The 18,633-nt window shown below is 65.5% G+C and carries 15 protein-coding genes and 1 pseudogene; 10 read left to right on the top strand and 6 right to left on the bottom strand.

Features of this window, described 5'->3' with window-relative positions:
- Positions 1–52: 52 nt before the first annotated feature.
- The 10 genes and pseudogenes from THSYN_RS07735 (at position 53) to THSYN_RS07695 (ending at position 11,862) form a co-directional block, all read left to right on the top strand.
- Positions 53–697: an HNH endonuclease family protein gene (locus THSYN_RS07735; protein ID WP_157817519.1), complete on the top strand. Its 645-nt coding sequence runs from the start codon at positions 53–55 to the stop codon at positions 695–697.
- A 23-nt stretch (positions 698–720) separates the two neighbouring features.
- Positions 721–1,350 (top strand): annotated as a pseudogene (locus THSYN_RS07730) (DEAD/DEAH box helicase); the annotation flags it as partial.
- 238 nt (positions 1,351–1,588) lie between these two features.
- Positions 1,589–2,938 carry an IS701 family transposase gene (locus THSYN_RS07725; RefSeq protein ID WP_157817463.1) on the top strand — a complete coding sequence of 450 codons (1,350 nt, stop codon included), beginning with the start codon at positions 1,589–1,591 and terminating at the stop codon, positions 2,936–2,938.
- Between the two features lie 136 nt (positions 2,939–3,074).
- Positions 3,075–5,318, top strand: coding sequence for a helicase-related protein (locus THSYN_RS07720; RefSeq protein ID WP_100918623.1), 2,244 nt, complete (start codon positions 3,075–3,077; stop codon positions 5,316–5,318).
- Between the two features lie 52 nt (positions 5,319–5,370).
- Positions 5,371–6,546 (top strand): ImmA/IrrE family metallo-endopeptidase, encoded by a 1,176-nt coding sequence (locus tag THSYN_RS07715; protein WP_100918622.1) that lies wholly within the window; start codon positions 5,371–5,373, stop codon positions 6,544–6,546.
- On the top strand, positions 6,543–6,656 hold the full coding sequence (locus THSYN_RS07710; protein ID WP_100918621.1) for a DUF4411 family protein: 114 nt from the start codon (positions 6,543–6,545) through the stop codon (positions 6,654–6,656). Before THSYN_RS07715 ends, THSYN_RS07710 begins: the two co-directional genes overlap by 4 nt.
- A 2-nt stretch (positions 6,657–6,658) precedes the next feature.
- Complete coding sequence (locus tag THSYN_RS07705) at positions 6,659–7,876, top strand: site-specific DNA-methyltransferase (protein ID WP_100918620.1); 1,218 nt, start codon at positions 6,659–6,661, stop codon at positions 7,874–7,876.
- The gene (locus THSYN_RS07700; protein WP_236848818.1) at positions 7,873–9,888 is read left to right on the top strand and encodes a DEAD/DEAH box helicase; all 2,016 of its coding nucleotides are present in this window, start codon (positions 7,873–7,875) and stop codon (positions 9,886–9,888) included. Before THSYN_RS07705 ends, THSYN_RS07700 begins: the two co-directional genes overlap by 4 nt.
- Complete coding sequence (locus THSYN_RS35735; RefSeq protein WP_236848817.1) at positions 9,846–10,448, top strand: hypothetical protein; 603 nt, start codon at positions 9,846–9,848, stop codon at positions 10,446–10,448. The genes THSYN_RS07700 and THSYN_RS35735 overlap by 43 nt, the downstream gene beginning before the upstream one ends.
- A 199-nt stretch (positions 10,449–10,647) precedes the next feature.
- Complete coding sequence (locus THSYN_RS07695; RefSeq protein ID WP_100918619.1) at positions 10,648–11,862, top strand: GGDEF domain-containing protein; 1,215 nt, start codon at positions 10,648–10,650, stop codon at positions 11,860–11,862.
- Between the two features lie 28 nt (positions 11,863–11,890).
- On the opposite strand, the gene THSYN_RS07690 is transcribed toward THSYN_RS07695, so the two are convergent.
- From THSYN_RS07690 to THSYN_RS07665, 6 genes are all read right to left on the bottom strand, one after another.
- A complete protein-coding gene (locus THSYN_RS07690) occupies positions 11,891–12,667 on the bottom strand; it encodes a type III pantothenate kinase (RefSeq protein ID WP_100918618.1) in 777 nt (258 codons plus the stop codon).
- A gap of 190 nt (positions 12,668–12,857) precedes the next feature.
- Entirely contained in the window at positions 12,858–13,841 is a 984-nt protein-coding gene (gene birA, locus THSYN_RS07685; protein ID WP_100918617.1) for a bifunctional biotin--[acetyl-CoA-carboxylase] ligase/biotin operon repressor BirA, read from the bottom strand.
- Between the two features lie 7 nt (positions 13,842–13,848).
- Positions 13,849–15,678 (bottom strand): M61 family metallopeptidase, encoded by a 1,830-nt coding sequence (locus tag THSYN_RS07680; RefSeq protein ID WP_100918616.1) that lies wholly within the window; start codon positions 15,676–15,678, stop codon positions 13,849–13,851.
- Positions 15,679–15,856: 178 nt separating this feature from the next.
- Positions 15,857–16,129 (bottom strand): RNA recognition motif domain-containing protein, encoded by a 273-nt coding sequence (locus tag THSYN_RS07675; protein WP_100918615.1) that lies wholly within the window; start codon positions 16,127–16,129, stop codon positions 15,857–15,859.
- A gap of 153 nt (positions 16,130–16,282) precedes the next feature.
- A complete protein-coding gene (locus tag THSYN_RS07670) occupies positions 16,283–17,572 on the bottom strand; it encodes a DEAD/DEAH box helicase (protein WP_236848816.1) in 1,290 nt (429 codons plus the stop codon).
- A 507-nt stretch (positions 17,573–18,079) separates the two neighbouring features.
- Positions 18,080–18,487 carry an H-NS histone family protein gene (locus tag THSYN_RS07665; protein ID WP_100918614.1) on the bottom strand — a complete coding sequence of 136 codons (408 nt, stop codon included), beginning with the start codon at positions 18,485–18,487 and terminating at the stop codon, positions 18,080–18,082.
- Positions 18,488–18,633 lie beyond the last annotated feature (146 nt).

Genomic DNA, 18,633 nt, shown 5'->3' with positions numbered 1-18,633 from the left:
TGCACTTGATCGGCGTCAGCAGAGGGCCGATCAAAAGTGGGTAAGCGGGACCTTGAAGATCGAACGAGAATGGAAAGGCGCGCGGAAAACCAAACCGTTGATGACCGTACTCAAGACGCTTAAGGCCATGGCGGGGGAGCGCGAGCGCTGTATGTATTGCGGAGATTCTCACGGAACGGACATCGAGCACTTTTGGCCAAAGACGCCCTACCCGGGGCGCATGTTCGGATGGCCGAATATGCTCCTCTGTTGTACTGAGTGCGGGCGCTTCAAGGGTAACCTCTTCCCGTTGGATGCGAACGGATTACCGCTGCTGGTAGACCCCACGGCGGTCAATCCCTGGGACTTTCTGGACTTCAATCCTGACACTTACAACTTCGTGGCCCGCTTCGACCTCGCTACCAACGCCCCGTCGTTACATGGCGTGAAAACCGTGGAACTGCTCCAGCTAGACCGCCGCGAGGCCTTGGAGGCCGGTTACCGCAAGACCCACAAGCGCATTCTGATAGTGGTCGAACTTGCCTTGCAGGAAGACACCATTGATGCCGATGCGCTCTGCGAACAACTGGACGAAGTGGACGACCACGGGTTGCTGGGCTGGTACCGCTACGGTACCGGTCAGAACCTGAGCCCATTCTGTGAACTGCGCGCCAAGCACCCCGAGGTGTGGGCGGCTTGCGTTGCCGTGTTGACTTGACAGGCCAATGCCCTGGTTGACCCATGAGCCTCACGGACTACCACACCAAGTACATCGCCTTTGAACTGACGCGCCGCTTCCCGCCGGACAGTCCCGAGCGGCTCGCTGGTGCCGTTGCCAGCGCCCAGGTCGACCTCAACCCCCATCAGGTCGATGCGGCCTTGTTTGCCTTCGCCTCCCCCCTGTCCAAGGGTGCCCTGCTGGCGGATGAAGTGGGCCTCGGCAAGACCATCGAGGCCGGTCTGGTCCTGTCCCAGCGCTGGGCGGAGCGCCGCCGCCGCATCCTCGTCATCACCCCGTCGAACCTGCGCAAGCAATGGTTTCAGGAGTTGACCGAGAAATTCTTCCTGCCCTGCCGACTCCTTGAGGCCAAGTCTTACAACGCCGCGATCCGCCAGGGCCAGTTCCGCCCCTTCGAGGTGCCCGAGGTCGTCATCTGCTCCTACCAGTTCGCCAAGAGCCGGGCGGCCGATGTCCAGGCCACCGCCTGGGACTTGGTGGTCATCGACGAGGCACACCGCCTGCGCAACGTCTACAAACCGTCCAACGTCATCGCCAATACCCTGAAACTGGCCCTGGCCGGCAGGCACAAGCTGTTGCTCACCGCAACGCCCTTACAGAACTCACTCCTGGAACTGTTCGGCCTGGTCAGCTTCATCGACGAGCACAGCTTTGCTCGACTTTGGCCATTTTTGCAGTTGGGCGACGGCCCCGCGCGTGACGCCGCGGTGGTGGCGAAGCGTGTGCTGAGCGGGGGCTGCGGCGGCCGATCGTCGCGGCCAGCCAGCATCCGCCCGTGGCCGTGGCACGCGGGGACACGCAGGGGGAAGGCAGGCGGGGCACCAACAGTGTATGTTCCGAGGTCGACCAAGACACCGGACGTACCTCCTGATGCCCCACCTGCCCGCCTCGATTGTACCGACTTTGCTGCCCTTTGCGCCGCTGTTCACCGCGCCGACCTGGCGCCATGTGCAGGTCTTGTTGACCGGCACGTTGCTGGCCCAAGGCCCGCGCACGGTGGCCGCGGCCCTGCGGGTCATGGGGCTGGGGCACGCGCCCCGGTTCGAGCGTTACCACCGGGTGCTGAGTCGCGGGCGCTGGTCGGGGGTGCAGGGGTCGCAGATCCTGCTGGGGCTGCTGATCGCGCTGCTGCCGCCCGGCTGGCCGTTGCTGATCGTCGTGGACGAGACCCTGGAGCGGCGCAAGGGCGCGCGCATTGCTGCCAAGGGGATGTACCGCGATGCCGTGCGCTCGAGCAAAAGTCGCGTGGTGACCTGTCTGGGCCTGCAATGGATCTGCATGGCGTTGATCGTCCCCTTGCCGTGGAGTCGGCGGCCCTGGGCATTGCCGTTCCTGACGTTGCTGGCGCCCTCGCAACGGGCCAACGTCGCGGCTGGCAAGGCCCATCGGACCGTGATCGACTGGACCCTCGTCATGGTCCGGCTGGTGGCGCGCGGGCTCACGCGCCGCCGCTGGGTCCTCGTTGGGGACGGCAGCTACTCCTGTGTGCGCCTGGGCTGGGAGTGCCTCAGCGCGCAGGCGGCCCTGATTTCGCGCCTGCGCCTGGATGCACGCTTGTTCGGGCCGCCCGCACCGGTGCCGCCGGGACGGCGTGGCCCCAAGCCGAAGAAAGGCCCACCCCTGGCCAAGTTGGCCACACGCCTGGAGGAGGCGCGTACGCACGGCACCGAGACCACGGTTCAGTGGTATCGCGGCGAGACCAAGACGCTGCGTCTGCTCAGCGGGGTCTGTCTCTGGCATACCCCGGGGTGGCCGCCCCTGCCGATCCGCTGGGTATTGGTCGTCGATCCGGCCGACCCGCTGGCCGCCGAGGCGTTCTTCACCACTGACCTGACCGTGCCGTCGGTACGCGTCATCGAATGGTTCGTCTTGCGCTGGTCGATCGAAGTCACCTTCGCCGAGGTCCGTCGCCACCTGGGCGTCGAGACCCAGCGCCAATGGGCCGCCAAGGCCATCGCCCGCACCACGCCGGCATTGCTGGCGCTGTTTTCCATCGTCTGCTTGATGGTGCATCGGCTGCGTGAGCACTGGGCGTCCTTGCCGCGCTCGACCGCTTGGTACTTCAAGCCGCAGGCCACCTTTTCCGATTGCCTGGCGCTGGTGCGCCGCACCATCTGGGCCGAGGGGAATTACGTCAACTCGCTTGCGGATCAGGATCAGGTGGTAATTTCCCGCCCCGCCTGGGAGCGCGTGCTCGCGCAACTGGCCGCGACCGCCTGAGCCGCGTCGCGCGGCGTGCCGCGCCGCCGCGCCGGGGCCGCGGAGCGGGCCTGACGGGTTGGCTCCGTGGTCCCCCAGGGTCCGCCGTGCGGACCCTGGCCCCGCGATTGCCGGTCGCGGCTGGCACGATGAGCGGATGCGCCTAAAATGGCCAAAGTCGAGCTTTGGGGATCTAAAAAGTTTCCGGGAGCAATTCGCCAACCTGACCCAAGCGCAGGTCTTCGCCACCCTCAAGGCCAGGCTCAAGCCCATTTGCCATCGCACCCTGCGGCGTCAGGTCACCGCCTATGTCCCCTTCACCAAGCGCCTGCCGCTGGTGGAGGAATTCACCCCCGAAGAGGGCGAGGACCGGCTTTACCACCTGGTGTCGGACTACCTGCAGCGGGACAACCTCCAGGCCCTGCCCGCCAGCCAGCGCTCCCTGATGACGCTGGTCCTGCGCAAGCTCCTGGCCTCGTCCACCTTCGCTATTGCCGGGGCCTTGACGACCATTGCCAACCGGCTCAGGGCCAAGCTGGGGATAAAGGAACCCCGCGAGCCGCTGGAAGAGGCCCTGGACCAGGATTACGAGGCACTGGACGAGACCGCCGAGGAGTGGACCGACGACACCCCGCCCGAGCCGCTGAGCGAGACCGACCGTGCCGCCCTGGAGCGTGAGATCGCCGACCTGGACGCCTTCGCCCGACTCGCCGCCTCCTTCGACCACAACGCCAAAGGCCGTGCCCTGCTCAAGGCGCTCGGTGTCGCCTTCGCCAAGGCCAAGACGCTGGGTGCGCCGGAGAAGGCCATCATCTTCACCGAGTCCCGCCGCACCCAAAGCTATCTGCTGCGCCTGTTGGCGGACAGTCCCCACCCAGAGGGGATCGTCCTCTTCAACGGCTCCAACACCGACGAGCGTTCCCGCCACATCTACACACAATGGTCCGAGCGCCACCAGGGCACCGACCGGGTCACCGGCTCGCGGACCGCTGACATGCGTTCCGCCCTGGTGGACTACTTCCGCGACCAGGGCCGCATCATGATCGCCACCGAGGCCGGCGCCGAGGGGATCAACCTCCAATTCTGTTCCCTGGTGGTGAACTACGACCTTCCCTGGAATCCCCAGCGCATCGAGCAGCGCATCGGCCGCTGTCACCGCTACGGGCAGCGACACGATGTGGTAGTGGTCAACTTCCTCAACCGCAAGAATGCCGCCGACCAGCGCGTCTATGAACTGCTCGCCGAGAAGTTCCAACTCTTTGAGGGCGTCTTCGGCGCTAGCGACGAGGTGCTTGGAGCCATCGAGTCCGGGGTGGATTTCGAGAAGCGTATTGCCGCCATCTATCAGCGCTGCCGCAGGCCCGAGGAGATCCAGAACGCCTTCGACCAACTCCAACTGGAGCTGAGCTTCGAGATCGACACCTCCATGGCCCGTACCCGCGCCCAACTCCTGGAGAACTTCGACGACGAGGTGCGCGAGAAGCTGCGGGTCCGCGAGGAAACCGCCAAGGCGAGCCTGACCCGCTACGAGCACCTGCTCATGCAACTCACCCGCCACGAACTGACCGACGCTGCCGAGTTTCTGGGCGATGCTACCTTCCGTCTCCGCCGGGCGCCGCCGGATGCGGATGCCGCGATCCCGCTCGGGCTCTATGAGCTGCCGCGCCGCTCCGGCGAGGCGCACCTCTACCGTCTCAACCACCCCCTGGCCGAGGCCCTGCTCGCCAAGGCGAAGGGCCGCGATCTGCCGCCCGCCGAGATTCGATTCGACTACGGTCGGCACCCAGGCAAGATCAGCCTCATCGAGCCCCTGATCGGTCGCTCCGGCTGGCTATCGCTGTCGCTGTTCCGTGTAGAATCCCTGGACCAAGGGGAGGATCATCTGATCTTCGCCGCCGTGCCGGACGACGGTGAGTCCCTCGACCCGGAAGCCGCCGCACGCCTAATGACGCTGCCCGGCTCTTCCTCCCCACTACCAGGGGGAGAGGGGCTGCGGCCGAGGGAGGAAGCGCTGGGTGCCCAGACAACCCGGCAACGAGTCCTCATCGAACGCCAGGTGTCCGAGCGCAACGCCCGCTTCTTCGATGCCGAGGCGCAAAAGCTCGACGGCTGGGCCGATGATCTCAAGGTCGGACTGGAACGAGAAATCAAGGAAATGGATCGCCAGATTCGGGAGGCACGCCGCGCGGCCACCGCTGGCGTCACGCTTGAGGAGAAGCTCGTGGGCCAGCGGCAGGTCAAGGCCCTGGAGGCCGAGCGCAGCCGGAAACGGCGGTCGCTTTTCGATGCGCAGGACGAGGTGGACCGCCAACGGGAACGACTGATCGCAGAGACCGAAGCGAAACTGGCGCAGACGCTGTCGCTCCAACCGATATTTTCGATTCGCTGGTCGATCCAGTGAGCCGGATGAAAAGACGCCATATCGCAAACCAAGAACATTACGGAGGCAATGAGTGACCAAGAAGCCTGGATTCCATACCCTCGGTGTCCAGCCGGCGGTTCTGCGCTGGGCGCGGGAGTCTCAGGGCTATTCGCTTGATGATGTCGCCATTCACCTCAAGCGTGATATCGGCGAGATCGTTGCCTGGGAGACCGGCGCAGCCAGTCCGACCTATGCCCAGCTGGAAAACCTCGTTTACGGATTGTACAAGAGGCCGCTCGCAGTCTTCTTTCTGCCCGCCCCCCCGGCGGAGCGCAAAGTCAAGCAGCAGTTTCGCACCCTGCCCGACAGCGAGCTTGATCGCCTGGCCGCGGATACCCGCTATCAGCTTCGCCTTGCCCACGCCTACCAGATTTCCTTGCACGAGCTGAACGATGGCGTGAACTCATCGCCGCGCAAGATCTTCCGGGACCTGCCGCTGACCACGCAAAGCGACGTACGGCAAGCGGGAGACAGGGTTCGCGCGTACCTCGGTATCGCGTTGGATGCACAAATTGGCTGGAAGAGCGCGGAGGCGGCGCTCAAGGCGTGGCGGAGCGCAGTAGAAGCCAGTGGCGTATTTGTCTTCAAGCACTCCTTCAAGCAGAAGACCATTTCTGGCTTCTGCCTGGCGGACGATGAATTCCCGCTCATCTATTTGAACAACAGTACCGCCAAGACCCGCCAGATCTTCAGCCTCTTCCATGAGCTGGCGCATTTGCTGCTGAAGGTCAACGCGATCTCGACCGTGGATGACGCCCATCTTCAAGGATTGCCACAGAGAGAGCGAGGCATCGAACGATTCTGCAACGCGCTTGCGGCCGAGATTCTGGTTCCTTCCGCGGACTTTGAAAGCCAATTGACCGGGATTTCTGCACCATACGACGATGCGGCGGTACCACTGGCGCGACGCTATCATGTGAGCCGGGAGTCAATCCTGCGCCGATTACTCGATCGCGGCCTGATCGACCAAAGTAAGTACGAGGCCAAGGTCAAGCAGTGGGCCGCCGAAACCGAGAATGGCGGGTCCGGCGGCGACTACTATGCGACCCAGACGACCTACCTCGGTGAAGGTTACATGCGGCTCGTTTTCGCCAAGCATTATCAAGGGCGATTGACCCTCGAACAGACTGCGGACTATCTCGGCGTCCGGACCAAGAGCGTCGCGGGTCTTGAGGAGGCACTGTTCCGTAACGCGGTGCCGGCATGATCTACGTATTCGATACCGGCGCCTTCATCGTGCCGAATGTCTGCCAACACTTCGGTGTGCCGTGTCTTAACTTGGAAGCCTTCATGGCGCAGCAAGGCTGGACTTTCTGATCATGGCGACGAAGCAAAAACTGGAACTGACCTGGATCGGCAAGGAAAACCGGCCGCGGCTGGAACCGCGCATCCTGCTGGAGGACCCGGCGCGGTCTTATCACGCCGCCCATCGGGTGGCGGAGCGTGACTGCTTCGACAATCGGCTGATCTTCGGGGACAACCTGCTGGCGCTCAAGGCGCTGGAGGCGGAGTTCACGGGCAAGGTGAAGTGCGTCTTCATCGATCCGCCGTACAACACCGGGAGCGCCTTTACGCACTATGACGACGGGGTGGAGCATTCCATCTGGCTGTCGCTGATGCGCGACCGGCTGGAGATCATCCGGCGGTTGTTGTCGGAGGATGGGTCTTTGTGGATTACCATCGATGACAACGAGTGTCATTATCTGAATATTGTTCGGTTTCTTGACGAAGTGGAAGGTTTCGTGCCATGGACCTGGTGGCCTCATGAAGAAGTAGGGCATACCGATGAAGCAAAAAAGGAGATGCATGGCTTGTTCGGTAAGGCGGACCCGTTCCTCACCCCAAAACCTGAGCGGCTGATGCAGCGGGTATTACATATCGCCACCAACCCAGGCGACCTCGTGCTCGACTCCTTCGCTGGTTCCGGCACCACCGGCGCCGTGGCCCACAAGATGGGCCGCCGCTGGATCATGGTGGAACTGGGCGAGCACTGCCATACCCACATCATCCCGCGGCTCAAAAAGGTCATCGACAATGATGACCCCGGCGGCATCACCAAGGCCGTGGGCTGGAAGGGCGGCGGGGGCTTTCGCTATTACCGGCTGGCCCCCTCGCTGCTGGAGAAGGACACCTGGGGCAACTGGGTCATCAACCACGACTACAACGCCGCCATGCTCACCGAGGCCCTGTGCAAGCTGGAGGGCTTCAGCTATGCCCCATCCGATTCAGTCTACTGGCAGCACGGCCACTCCACCGAACGCGACTTTGTCTATGTGACCACCGCCAGTCTGACCCACGAACAGCTTGCGCAATTGAGCGACGAGGTGGGGCCGGAGCGCAGCCTCCTGGTGCTCTGCACCTCGTTCCGCGCCCGTGCGGACCTGTACTCCAATCTCACTGTGAAAAAGATCCCCCGGCAGGTCCTCTCTCGCTGCGAGTGGGGCCATGATGACTACTCGCTACGGGTGGAGAACCTGCCGAGTGCGCCGCCGACGCCGGGGCAGATGGACCTGTTCGGCCCGGAGGAACTACCATGACGCATGTGAACGCCATCGCCGGCCGTCTGAGTCTGCGCCCACCTCAGCGCCGGTCGCTGGAGGTCCTGAACCGGATCATGGAGATAACGCCGCCCGGCAAGGGCGCCGACGTCGCTGCGGTGCTGGAAACAATCCGCAGTGAGTTTCCATCGGTCACGGACTTCGAGCGGGACTTCCCGTCCCTGTGCTTCGCGCTCGCCACCGGCGTAGGCAAGACCCGGCTCATGGGCGCCTTCATCAGCTATCTGCACCTGGCCCACGGCATCGACAATTTCTTCGTGCTGGCGCCCAATCTGACCATTTACAACAAGCTGATCGTCGACTTTACACCGAACACGCCCAAGTATGTCTTCCGCGGCATTGCGGAGTTTGCGACCGAAGCGCCGATGGTCATCACCGGCGACAACTACGAGCAGCAGAACGTCACCGGCGGGCGGCTGTTCGGTTCCGTGCGGATCAACATCTTCAACATTTCCAAGATCAACTCCGAGGTGCGCGGCGGCAAGGCCCCGCGCATCAAGCGGTTGTCCGAATACATCGGCGCGAGCTATTTCGACTACCTGGCCGGGCTGCCGGACTTGGTGCTTCTGATGGACGAGTCGCACCGTTACCGGGCGGGCGCGGGGATCCGGGCGATCAATGAACTCAAGCCCATCCTGGGGCTGGAGTTGACGGCGACGCCGTTCGTCGAGACCAGCAAGGGCACCCTGCCCTTCAAGAACGTGATCGTCGACTACCCGCTGGGCCGGGCGATGGCCGACGGCTTCGTCAAGGAGCCCGCGGTGGTGACGCGCAAGGACTTCGACCCCAGCGGTATGTCGACGGAGGAGATCGAGCGCCTCAAGCTGGAGGATGGGGTGCGCCTGCACGAGGGTGTCAAGGTGGAGTTGGAGACCTACGCCCGGCAGTTCGACAAGCCCATCGTCAAGCCCTTCGTGCTGGTCATCGCCCGGGACACGACGCACGCGGGCCAGTTGTTGGCCCTGATCCAGTCCGCGGCCTTTTTCGAGGGGCGCTACCAGGACAAGGTGATCCAGGTGGATTCGAGCAAGACCGGCGCCGAGGAGGAGGCCATGATCGCACGCCTGCTCAAGGTCGAGCACACGGAGGAACCCACCGAGATCGTCATCCACGTCAATATGCTCAAGGAGGGCTGGGACGTCACCAACCTCTACACCATCGTGCCGCTGCGCGCGGCCAACGCCCGCGTGCTGATCGAACAGTCTATCGGCCGCGGGCTGCGCCTGCCCTATGGTGTGCGTACCGGTGTGACCACGGTGGACCGGCTGAACATCGTGGCCCACGACCGGTTTCAGGAGATCGTGGACGAGGCCAAGCGGCCGGGATCGCCGATTCAACTCCAGACCTTGGTGCTGGACATGGATCAGGTGGGGACGAAGACGGCCACGATGGTTTCCCAGTCCCAGTTGGCGAGCCGGCTGGGATTCAAACCCGCGACACCGACCGGCAGCACCCGAGTGGCTGGCCAGGACCAACGCGCCGCCTTCGAGAAGCCGCAGGAGCAAGCCTTGGCGCAACTGGCCTATGCGGCGATCCAGAAGCTGAGCGGCGATCCCCGGAGGGTGCCGACGGTCGAGCACCTGAGGAAGCCTGAGGTTCAGGCGGCCATCGTCCTGGCAGTAGAGGAGAGCCGTACCCCGGCGCAGTTGGAGTTGAAGGGGCTGGCCGAGGAGCCGGACATTGCCGCCGTGGTCGCCAAGACCGTCGACCTGGTCGCCCGTCAGACGATCGCTATGCCGCGTATCCTGGTGGTCCCCAAGGGTGAGGTGCGCTCCGGCTTCAACCCCTTCACGCTGGATCTAACGACGCTACAGTACGCCATGCGGACCTGCTCTATGACCTGGCCGGGCAGACGGTCCGGCACTTCCTGGGCTATCTGTCGGAGGACGACGCTTGCCGGGTCCTGCGCTGTTATCAGCAGCCCATCGCCGCCTTCATACATGCCCAGATGCAGGAGCACTGGTTCGAGGAGGCCGCGGGTTACGAGGTGAAGATCAGCAAGGGCTTCACGGAACTCAAACCCAGCGCCTACAGCTACGCGGTAGCGGAGCCGCCCGCGGACTACCGGATAGCCCCGCGGGACAAGAGCAACATGGGCCGATACCTGTTCGGCGGCTTTGCGCGCTGCCTGTACCCGGTACAGAAATTCGAGTCCGACGCGGAGCGTAAGCTCGCGGTGATCCTGGAGCGAGAGGCCCAGAAGTGGTTTCGCCCTGCCAAAGGGCAGTTCCAGATTTACTACCGTGATGGTGCCAATCATCGGGAGTACCAGCCGGACTTCGTGGCCGAGACGGACGCGACCATCTACATGCTCGAACCGAAGATGCGCAAGGAACTGGAGGACCCGGTGGTGCTGGCCAAGAAAGAGGTCGCCGTCAATTGGTGCGCCAACGCCACCGTCCACGCACTCGCCCACGGGGGCAAGCCCTGGCGGTATCTGCTGATTCCCCACGACGCCATCGCGGAGAATATGACGCTGAGCGGCCTCGCCGGCCAGTTCGGGGACCAGGCCGTGGGAGCGGCTTGCAGCCGCGATGCGACGCCGCGGTAACCTGTAACGCTGCGGCAGCTTGCCGGGCCCCGTCTCGCGCAAGCCGCTCCCACAGGGTTGCTGCGCGACTTTCACCGGGTGTCTCAGGCGACGATCGGCGGTAAAGTGTCGACTGGAGGCCGGCGGGGCGACCATGCCATGGCCGACCCCGACCGCTACGAATCGACCGGGCCCACCCTCAGGGCCTAACTGAGGCGTCATGTACCCCTTCTCCTTGATCGATCCGCCGACCCTGCTCCTGGTCTCCATCATGGTCTTCACCCTCACCGGGGTCTTCATGGCCATCGCGGCACACATTCGCCAGGAGCGGGCCTACACCTGGCTGGCCTTGGGCGCCCTGGCCTTTGCCGCCGGCTGGGCGCTCAACCTGTCGCAATGGGTCTACGGTCTCACGCTGCTGACCATCCCGGCGGCGGAGATCCTGCTGCTCGTCTTTCCCATCTTCCTGCTGTGCGCGACGCTCGACTTCCTGCGCCGGCCGGGGATTGCGCAGACACTCGGCGCCGCGGCCCTGTCCTTGGCCTTGGTGTTCTGGGTTCTGGTGGTGTTCGTCGACAGTGAAACGGTGCCGGGCGCCATGACCTCAAGCCTCAACGGTGCGCTTTACCTTGCGGTCGCCCGGCTCTTTTATGCCCATGCCTACCCGAACAACCTGATCGGGGGAACCATCATCGGCGCCATCGTCATCATCGGTACCGCCTTCATCCTGCGAACCGTGTTCCTGATGTACGGGTTCGTGTTCACCGATACCCTGGGCCCGGAGGTGCGCAAACAGGTCCTCTACACCATGCTGCTGATCGACCTGATGGGGATCTTCATGCTCGCGCTGTGCTTCCCGCTGTTCGATTTTCTGCGCGCGGAGACCAATCTGCACGCGGCCAACACCATCCTGACGCATCTCTCGGAGCGCGACCCCCTGACCGGCCTCTACAACCGCCGGGTCTTTCTCGCCCGGCTGGACGCAGAACTGCTGCGGCATCGCCAGTCGGCGATCCCGCTGTCGCTCATCCTCTTCGACATCGATCACTTCAAACAGGTGAACGACACCCATGGCCACGGGGTCGGCGATCAGGTGCTCCAGCATGTGGTCGCGACCACCCACCAGCGCCTGCGCGGCCAGGACCTGCTCGCGCGTTTCGGCGGGGAGGAGTTCATGGTCCTGCTGCCCGAGACGCCGCTCGCCGCGGCGACCCGGGTCGCGGAACGGATGCGCACCGGCCTGGAGGCGAGCCCCGCCCTGTTCCGACCCGTCCCGCCGCTGCGGATCACCTGCTCCTTCGGCGTGAGCTGTGCCGACGACCTCACGCAGAACGCGCAGGATCTGCTCGGCGCGGTCGATGCGGCCATGTACGCCGCCAAGCACCAGGGCCGCAACCGTGTCTGCGCCTGCCGTGCGCGCGACGCCGACGCCTGATCCTGGTGCCGCGAGGCGCAGTCAGCGATCAGTTTTCAGGTCGCCACTGGGTCGAGGCCAGGCGGGCCAGTCCGCACAGGACAAGCTCCGGGACCAGTTCCAGGGGCCGGGCGATCAGGGGAGCGATGCGGGGCCCATCGCCCCCGGTGATCAGCAAGGCCGGGGGGGGCGCCGATCCCGCCCCGGCGCTCTCCGACAGCCGGTCCCAGAGCCGTTGGTGCAGGCGTTCGGCCAGGGCCGCCAGGGCGTGCAGGCTGCCGGTGGCGACGGCCGCGCCGGTGTCCGCGGCCCAGGGCTCGTCGGTGGGCTCCGGCTCGCCCGGGGGGATCCGAGTGCCGGCGAACAGGCTGTCGCGCATCATGGTCAGGCCGGGCAGAATCAGGCCGCCCAGGTGCTGGCCGGCCGAGGCCAGGACATCGAAGGTGGCCGCGGTGCCGACATCCACGACGAGCGCCGCCGCCGCACCGCGCCCCAGTGCGCCGAGCAGGGCCAGCCAGCGGTCGACTCCCAGGCGGGTCGGCTGCGCATAGGCGACCCGCAGCCCCAGGCAGTCACGGCGAGTCACGGCGAACTGCGCCTCCAGCCCCCAATAGGCGCGCACCACCCGGGCGACGGTCTCACCCAGGTCCGCCCCGCCGACGTTGCCGACCAGCACCCGCCGCGGCGGGTCCAGCGCCTCCCAGGCGGCAAGCAGATCGAGCGGCAGGCCCCCGCCGTGGCGGACCCCGGTCATCGGACCGAGACCCGCGGCGTCCTGCCGGGCCCAATGCAGGTTGGTGTTGCCGATGTCGATCAACAGGTTCATGGGCGTCCTGGTGCAAAGTAACGAGTCAGGAACAAGTTAAACACAATCGTTGTCGTTGTCGTTGTCGTTGTCGTTGTCGCAATCGGAGAAGCGATGCAATTCGGGGTGCGAGAGAATCCGAGGCACTACGATAACGATTACGACAACGACAACGACAACGACGCTAGAAGCACTCTCCAGGCGCGGCGGCTCAGTCACCAAGACGCACGCTGACCTCCCCCGAGTGGAAGCGCTGGAGGCCCTCGGCGGTGTGCAGCCGCAGGGCTCCGTCGGGGTCGATCCCGGCATAGTCGCCCGCGATCAGGCGCTCGCCCTGTTGCAGCCGGACCCGCTGCCCGCGCAGGAGGTCGAACCCGGCCCACTCGTCCAGGAAGGGCTTGAGCCCGAGGTCGCCGTAGCGCTCCAGCATCTCCAGCAGGCCCTCGATAAGCGCGGCGGCCAGGCGATTGCGCCCTGGCGCCGCGTCGCCCAGGGCCTCGCGCAGGTCGGCCCAGGGCTGGTCGATGGCCCGCCCCTGGTCGGCATCCAGGCGCAGGTTGAGGCCCAGGCCCACCACCAGGTGGCTCGGCCCCTGGGCCTCGCCCGCCACCTCCAGCAGCAGACCACCGAGTTTGCGGTGCCGCCACAGCAGGTCATTGGGCCACTTGAGCCCCAGGTCCGCAACCCCCAGGCGAGCCAAGACCCCGGCGACGGCCGCCCCCGCCGCCAGACTGACTCCACCCACGGCGGCGGGTCCGAAGGGGTAGCGCCACAGGAGCGAGAGATAGAGATTGGTGCCGAAGGGCGACACCCAGGTCCGGCCGCGCCGCCCCCGCCCGGCCGTCTGGCGCTCGGCGAGACAGACGGTACCCGCGGGGGCCGACAGCGCTGCGTCTGCCATGAGTCGGTCGTTGGTGGAGGCGAGTTGGTCGTGGATCTCAAGCCGGGCGAGCCGCTCCCCGCCGGCGATGGAGAGGGCGCCGAGGATCAGTGCCGGGTCCAAGAGTTCCAGCGGGGTTGGGAGGCGGTAGCCGCGGCCGGGGGCACTCTCGAGGGCGAGACCATAGTGGTCGGTGGCCTTGCGCAGCGCCTTCCAGACGGCCGTGCGGCTCAGACCCAGGCGCTGGGCAATCGCCGCGCCGGAGTGATAGTCCCCGTCGGCGAGCAGGCGGATCAGGTCGAGGCCCCGTGGCATGACCGGCTCAGGCCAGACAGGCGAGCCAGGCGGCCTGCGCCGGGGCGGCCCCCGCGGGCACCGGGTCCAGGCGCATCAGTTCGCAGGTATCCGCGGCGGCCGGCGCCGGGCTGGCGGTAAGTTCCATCAGTTCGTCGCGGCGAAACAGGTGCAGACGGATCGCGGTGTCGGCCCCGGCCGCGGCGACCCGCCGCTCCAGGTTCTCCGCCGTGACGCGCAGTCCGTCCACGGCCACGACCAAGTCCCCGGGCGCCAGCCCGGCGCGCTCCCCGGCCCCGCCGGACAGGACGTTTTGGATCACCGCGTCCGCGCACCCGGCGCTCAGCCGGATCGCCAGGCTGGGTTTGGCCACGCCCGGCGCGAACCGCGCGACGACCCCACCCAGGTCCTTGGGGCCGGTCGCCGGCCGCAGACGCAACGCTATCCCCACCTGGGCGAGCAGGGGCGCCAGGTCCAGGTCCGTCGTGCCGTCCAGTGCCTGGGCGAAAAAGCCGTCCAGGGCGAGACCGGAGACCTGCGCGGCCATGGCCTCCACGCCGCGCTCCGGGACCCCGACCCCGGTCCGGCCATAGCGCTCCCAGAGGGCGCGCATCACGTCGTCCAGGCAGACCCGGCCCTGGGTGTCGCGCCGGATGGTCAGGTCCAGGGCGAGCGCCGTCAGAGCCCCCTTGGCGTAATAGCTGACGATGGCGTTGGGGGCGTTGTCGTCCTGCCGGTAGAACTTGGTCCAGGCATCGAAGCTGGACTGCGCCAGCGACTGGACCAGCCGGCCGGGGGTGCGCATGACCCGGGTGATGGTCTCGGCCAGGAGTTGCAGATAGGCATCGGTGTCGATACAACCGCTGCGCACCAAGGCCAAGGTGTCGTAGTAGGACGTGATGCCCTCGAAGGCCCAGAGGGTGCGGGTATGGACCTCGGCGCTCAAGGTGCCCGTCATCAGGGCCGCGGGCCGAATGCGCGTGACGTGCCACAGGTGGAAATACTCGTGGCTGCACAGAGCGAGGAAGCGCCGATAGCCTTCCGTGGGCGCCGCGTCGGCCCCCTCTCCGGCCGGCTGCGGGAGGTCATCCCGGGTGCACAGCAGACTGGACGAGAAGCGATGCTCCAGACCGCCATAGCCGTCACCGACCGCGGCGGTCAGAAAGAGATAGCGATCGATCGGCAATTCACCGAAGAGCGCGGCGTGCTGCTCACAGACCCGCCCCAGGTCCTGCCCCAGGCGCTCCAGGTCGCACCGCTGCCGACCGCTGATGGCCATCGCGTGCGGGACCGAGCGGACCGCAAAGCTGATCAACTCGAAGGTCCCCATCTCCACCGGATGGTCGATCAGGTCGGCATAGTCGTCTGCCTGATAGGCGCCGAACCCCCAGGGCGCGGCGTCCAGGGCGCGCAGACTGGTGGCCACCCGCCAGTCCCGATACCGCTCCCCCGGCGGCGGCAACAGCTCGATACGACAGGGCCGGTCGGCGTGACCGCTGACCTGCAGCAGCAGACTGGGACCGTTGAAATAGGCGTGGGTGCAGTCGAGGTGGGCCGAGCGCACCGTGAACTCCCAGGCGTAGACCTGGTAGCGAACGATCAGGGGCGCGATACAACCCTGGCCGGGGACCAGTTCCCAGGTCTGTTTGTCCAGTTTCGTCAGGGTGAGGGCACGGCCGTCGGCAGCTTGCGCGGCAAAGCATACGACGTTGCGCGCAAAGTCCCGGATCATATAGCTGCCGGGACACCAGGCCGGCATGGTGAGTTGCAGCGCAGTCGTCACCGGGCCCCGGATCACCAACTCAACAGTGAACAGATGGGCCTGCGGGTTCTGCGGACGCACCCGGTAAGTCAGCACGCGGGGATCCCCGACGAACTGCCGTTGGAATCAGGATCGGGGATCATTTGCGGACAACGTTACACGGCCGACGTCAAACGCGACGTCGGTGCGGCATTCAAACCGCTCCGACGGCCACCAGTGCGCGCGCGTCACCGCGCAAGAAGGCCGGGACGAGCGCCCCGGCCTTACGCGTTGCTTACCAGCGCGGACCGCGGGAGGGACGCTCACCGCGCGGCTTGGCCTGGTTGACCTTCAGGTTGCGACCCTTCAGGGGGGTCTCGTTCAGGGCCTTGATGGCCGCATCGGCCTCCGAGTTGTTCGGCATCTCGACGAAGCCGAAACCCTTGGAGTCGCCCGTGAATTTGTCGGTGATCAGGTTGACGCTGGAGATCTCGCCATAGGCGGCGAAGGCGTCGCGCAGATCGTCTTGGGTCACGGAGTAGGCCAGGTTGCCAACGTAGATATTCATCGTTCAAGTGTTCCGTCAAAGTGCATTGAAGAGAGAGTGAGAACGGTCGAATGATCAATGCACAACTGATTCGACAGTCTTTGTCCCCAACCGTTGGGGCGAAATCGTGGCGCGGCCAGGCCGCGTGGGCAGCCGGCAACGCGATACCGACGGCTAGCGGCCGCGGGCCGGCATGGCACGCCGGCCACCCGGCCGCGCGGCCGGCGCCCCGCCCATGCGGTCGCCGCGAGGCCCACTGCGCGGGCGCGGGGCGAAATCGGTGCGCCCGCGCACGCGCTCGTCATCCTCATCGCGCTCGGCCGGCGGATTCGCGGACGGCTCGAACCCGACGACGGGGGTCATGGGGATTTCCCGGCGCAACAGGCGCTCGATCCCCTTGAGTAATCCCTTCTCGTCATGGCTGACCAGCGACAGGGCGGCGCCGACGGCACCCGCGCGGCCGGTGCGGCCGATACGGTGGACATAGTCCTCGGCCACGTTCGGCAATTCGAAATTGACTACTTGGGGCAGATTGGCGATATCCAGGCCGCGCGCGGCGATATCGGTCGCCACCAGGGCCCGTACCAACCCGCGCTTGAACTCGTCCAGGGCCCGGGTGCGCGCCGATTGGCTCTTGTTGCCGTGGATCGCCGCGGCGGTGATCCCGTCACGCGTGAGCTTCTCGGCGAGTTTATTCGCCCCATGCTTGGTGCGGGTGAAGACCAGTACCTGCTCCCAACCCTCGCGATGGATCAGGTGGGCCAACAAATCGGGCTTACGCTGCCGGTCAACCGGGTGCGCGGACTGGGCGACCGCCTCGATCGGCATATTGCGCCGGGCCGCCACCTCGACGGTCTTGGGGTGCTTGAGCAGGCCATCGGCAAGGCGGCGGATCTCATCTGAGTAGGTCGCGGAGAACAGGAGGTTTTGCCGCCGCTCCGGAACCAGGCGCAAGATCCGTTTGATGTCGTGGATGAAGCCCATATCGAGCATCCGATCGGCCTCATCCAGCACCAGGATTTCAACCCGGGACAGATCCACCGTGCGGCGGGTCGCATGATCGAGCAGGCGCCCGGGAGTCGCGATCAGGACATCGACGCCGCGCTGGAGTTTGTCGACTTGGGGCTGCATACCAACGCCGCCGAAGACGATCGCGGAACGCAGCGGCAGGTGAATGCCGTAGGCCGCGACCCGCTCCCCGACCTGGGCCGCGAGTTCGCGCGTCGGCGTCAGGATCAGCGCGCGGGGATGGCGTTGGGGATGGCCCTGTTCGGCTAACCGATGTAAGACGGGCAGTACAAAGGCGGCGGTCTTACCGGTCCCGGTTTGGGCGCCGGCCAATAGATCATGACCGGCAAGTATCTCTGGGATGGCTTGCGCCTGGATCGGCGTCGGCCGACCGTAGCGCTGCGTCGCGACGGCGCGCAGCAAGTCGGCCCTGAGGCCGAGCGAATCGAAAGACATGGAGGCTCCGAGCCTGTTTGCCCAGGCGGCTTACCCGGCGTTGTCGGGACCGATCCAGGCAAAGTGAAAGAAAATGTACGCTCGACGGAGACGCCTGAGCGTCGAAAAAGCAATCAACCGCGAGACGGGGTGTAACGACCGCTTGGCGCCGGATCGCGCAGATTTTGGAGTCTAGACACATGCGAAGCGAAAAGCCAGCGGATTTGTTGGACTTGATCTATCCCGCGACCGAAGCCCGCTGACGCCCCTTTTACCGGACTCATTAAAGCCAATATTTTCATTGACTTAACATCACCGAGGCGGATGCCGCACCCACGCAGCGCCGACCCTGCGGAACGCTGCGACGCCACGCTGGGCGCCGCGCGATGGCCCATCGTGACCCGCTCGAAGCACACCCGCCGGGGGCACGCCTTGACGCACACCTGACGGGGATTTGCTCGCCTCATCAGCCAGGCGTCGCGCCGGTTTCGACTCGGAAATCCGGCGCGGGGCTCAGGGCGCGGGGTATCAGGCCTCGAGCACCTGGAGGTAATTGGCCTTGAACGACTCACGATCCGCCTTGACGGACGCATCGTAGCCCTGCTCCTGCATCTTCTGCTTCATCCACCCAGGCAGCACGCCACGGACATAGACATTCTCCGAGTTCTCCGGATCGACATAACGGGTGTAGTCGCGTCCGGAGGGGGTCGCACGGGGCGCAGCCGCGGCCCCACGACGACGCCGGGGCATGATCAAGGGGACGATCTCGTCGACCTCATACCCGTTTTGGCTGATCAGGTCCCTGATCTGCTGCACCACGCCCTGCTTCGCCTCTTGCCGCCGGGTGGTCAATGCCCGCTGCAATTCCGACTTGCTCTGCTCGATTTCCTCGAGCCGCTGCCGGATCTCATCAACGTTAAGGTTTGCGTACTCCACGGTGGGTACCTCCGATCTGAAAATGGATGGACTGAGTTGGTCTGCGTATCGCCGCGCATAGCTGTCACGAGCGCGCCCTTACTAATGTATTCGTTTCGCAATGAAAGTCAAGTGAGGAAGATAAAAAATACCGGACGCCGGGCCGC

Source organism: Candidatus Thiodictyon syntrophicum, from assembly GCF_002813775.1.
GTDB classification, from domain to species: Bacteria; Pseudomonadota; Gammaproteobacteria; order Chromatiales; family Chromatiaceae; genus Thiodictyon; species Thiodictyon syntrophicum.
The sequence above is the reverse complement of the archived record's forward strand: the minus strand, read 5'-3'. Positions and strand labels throughout refer to the sequence as shown.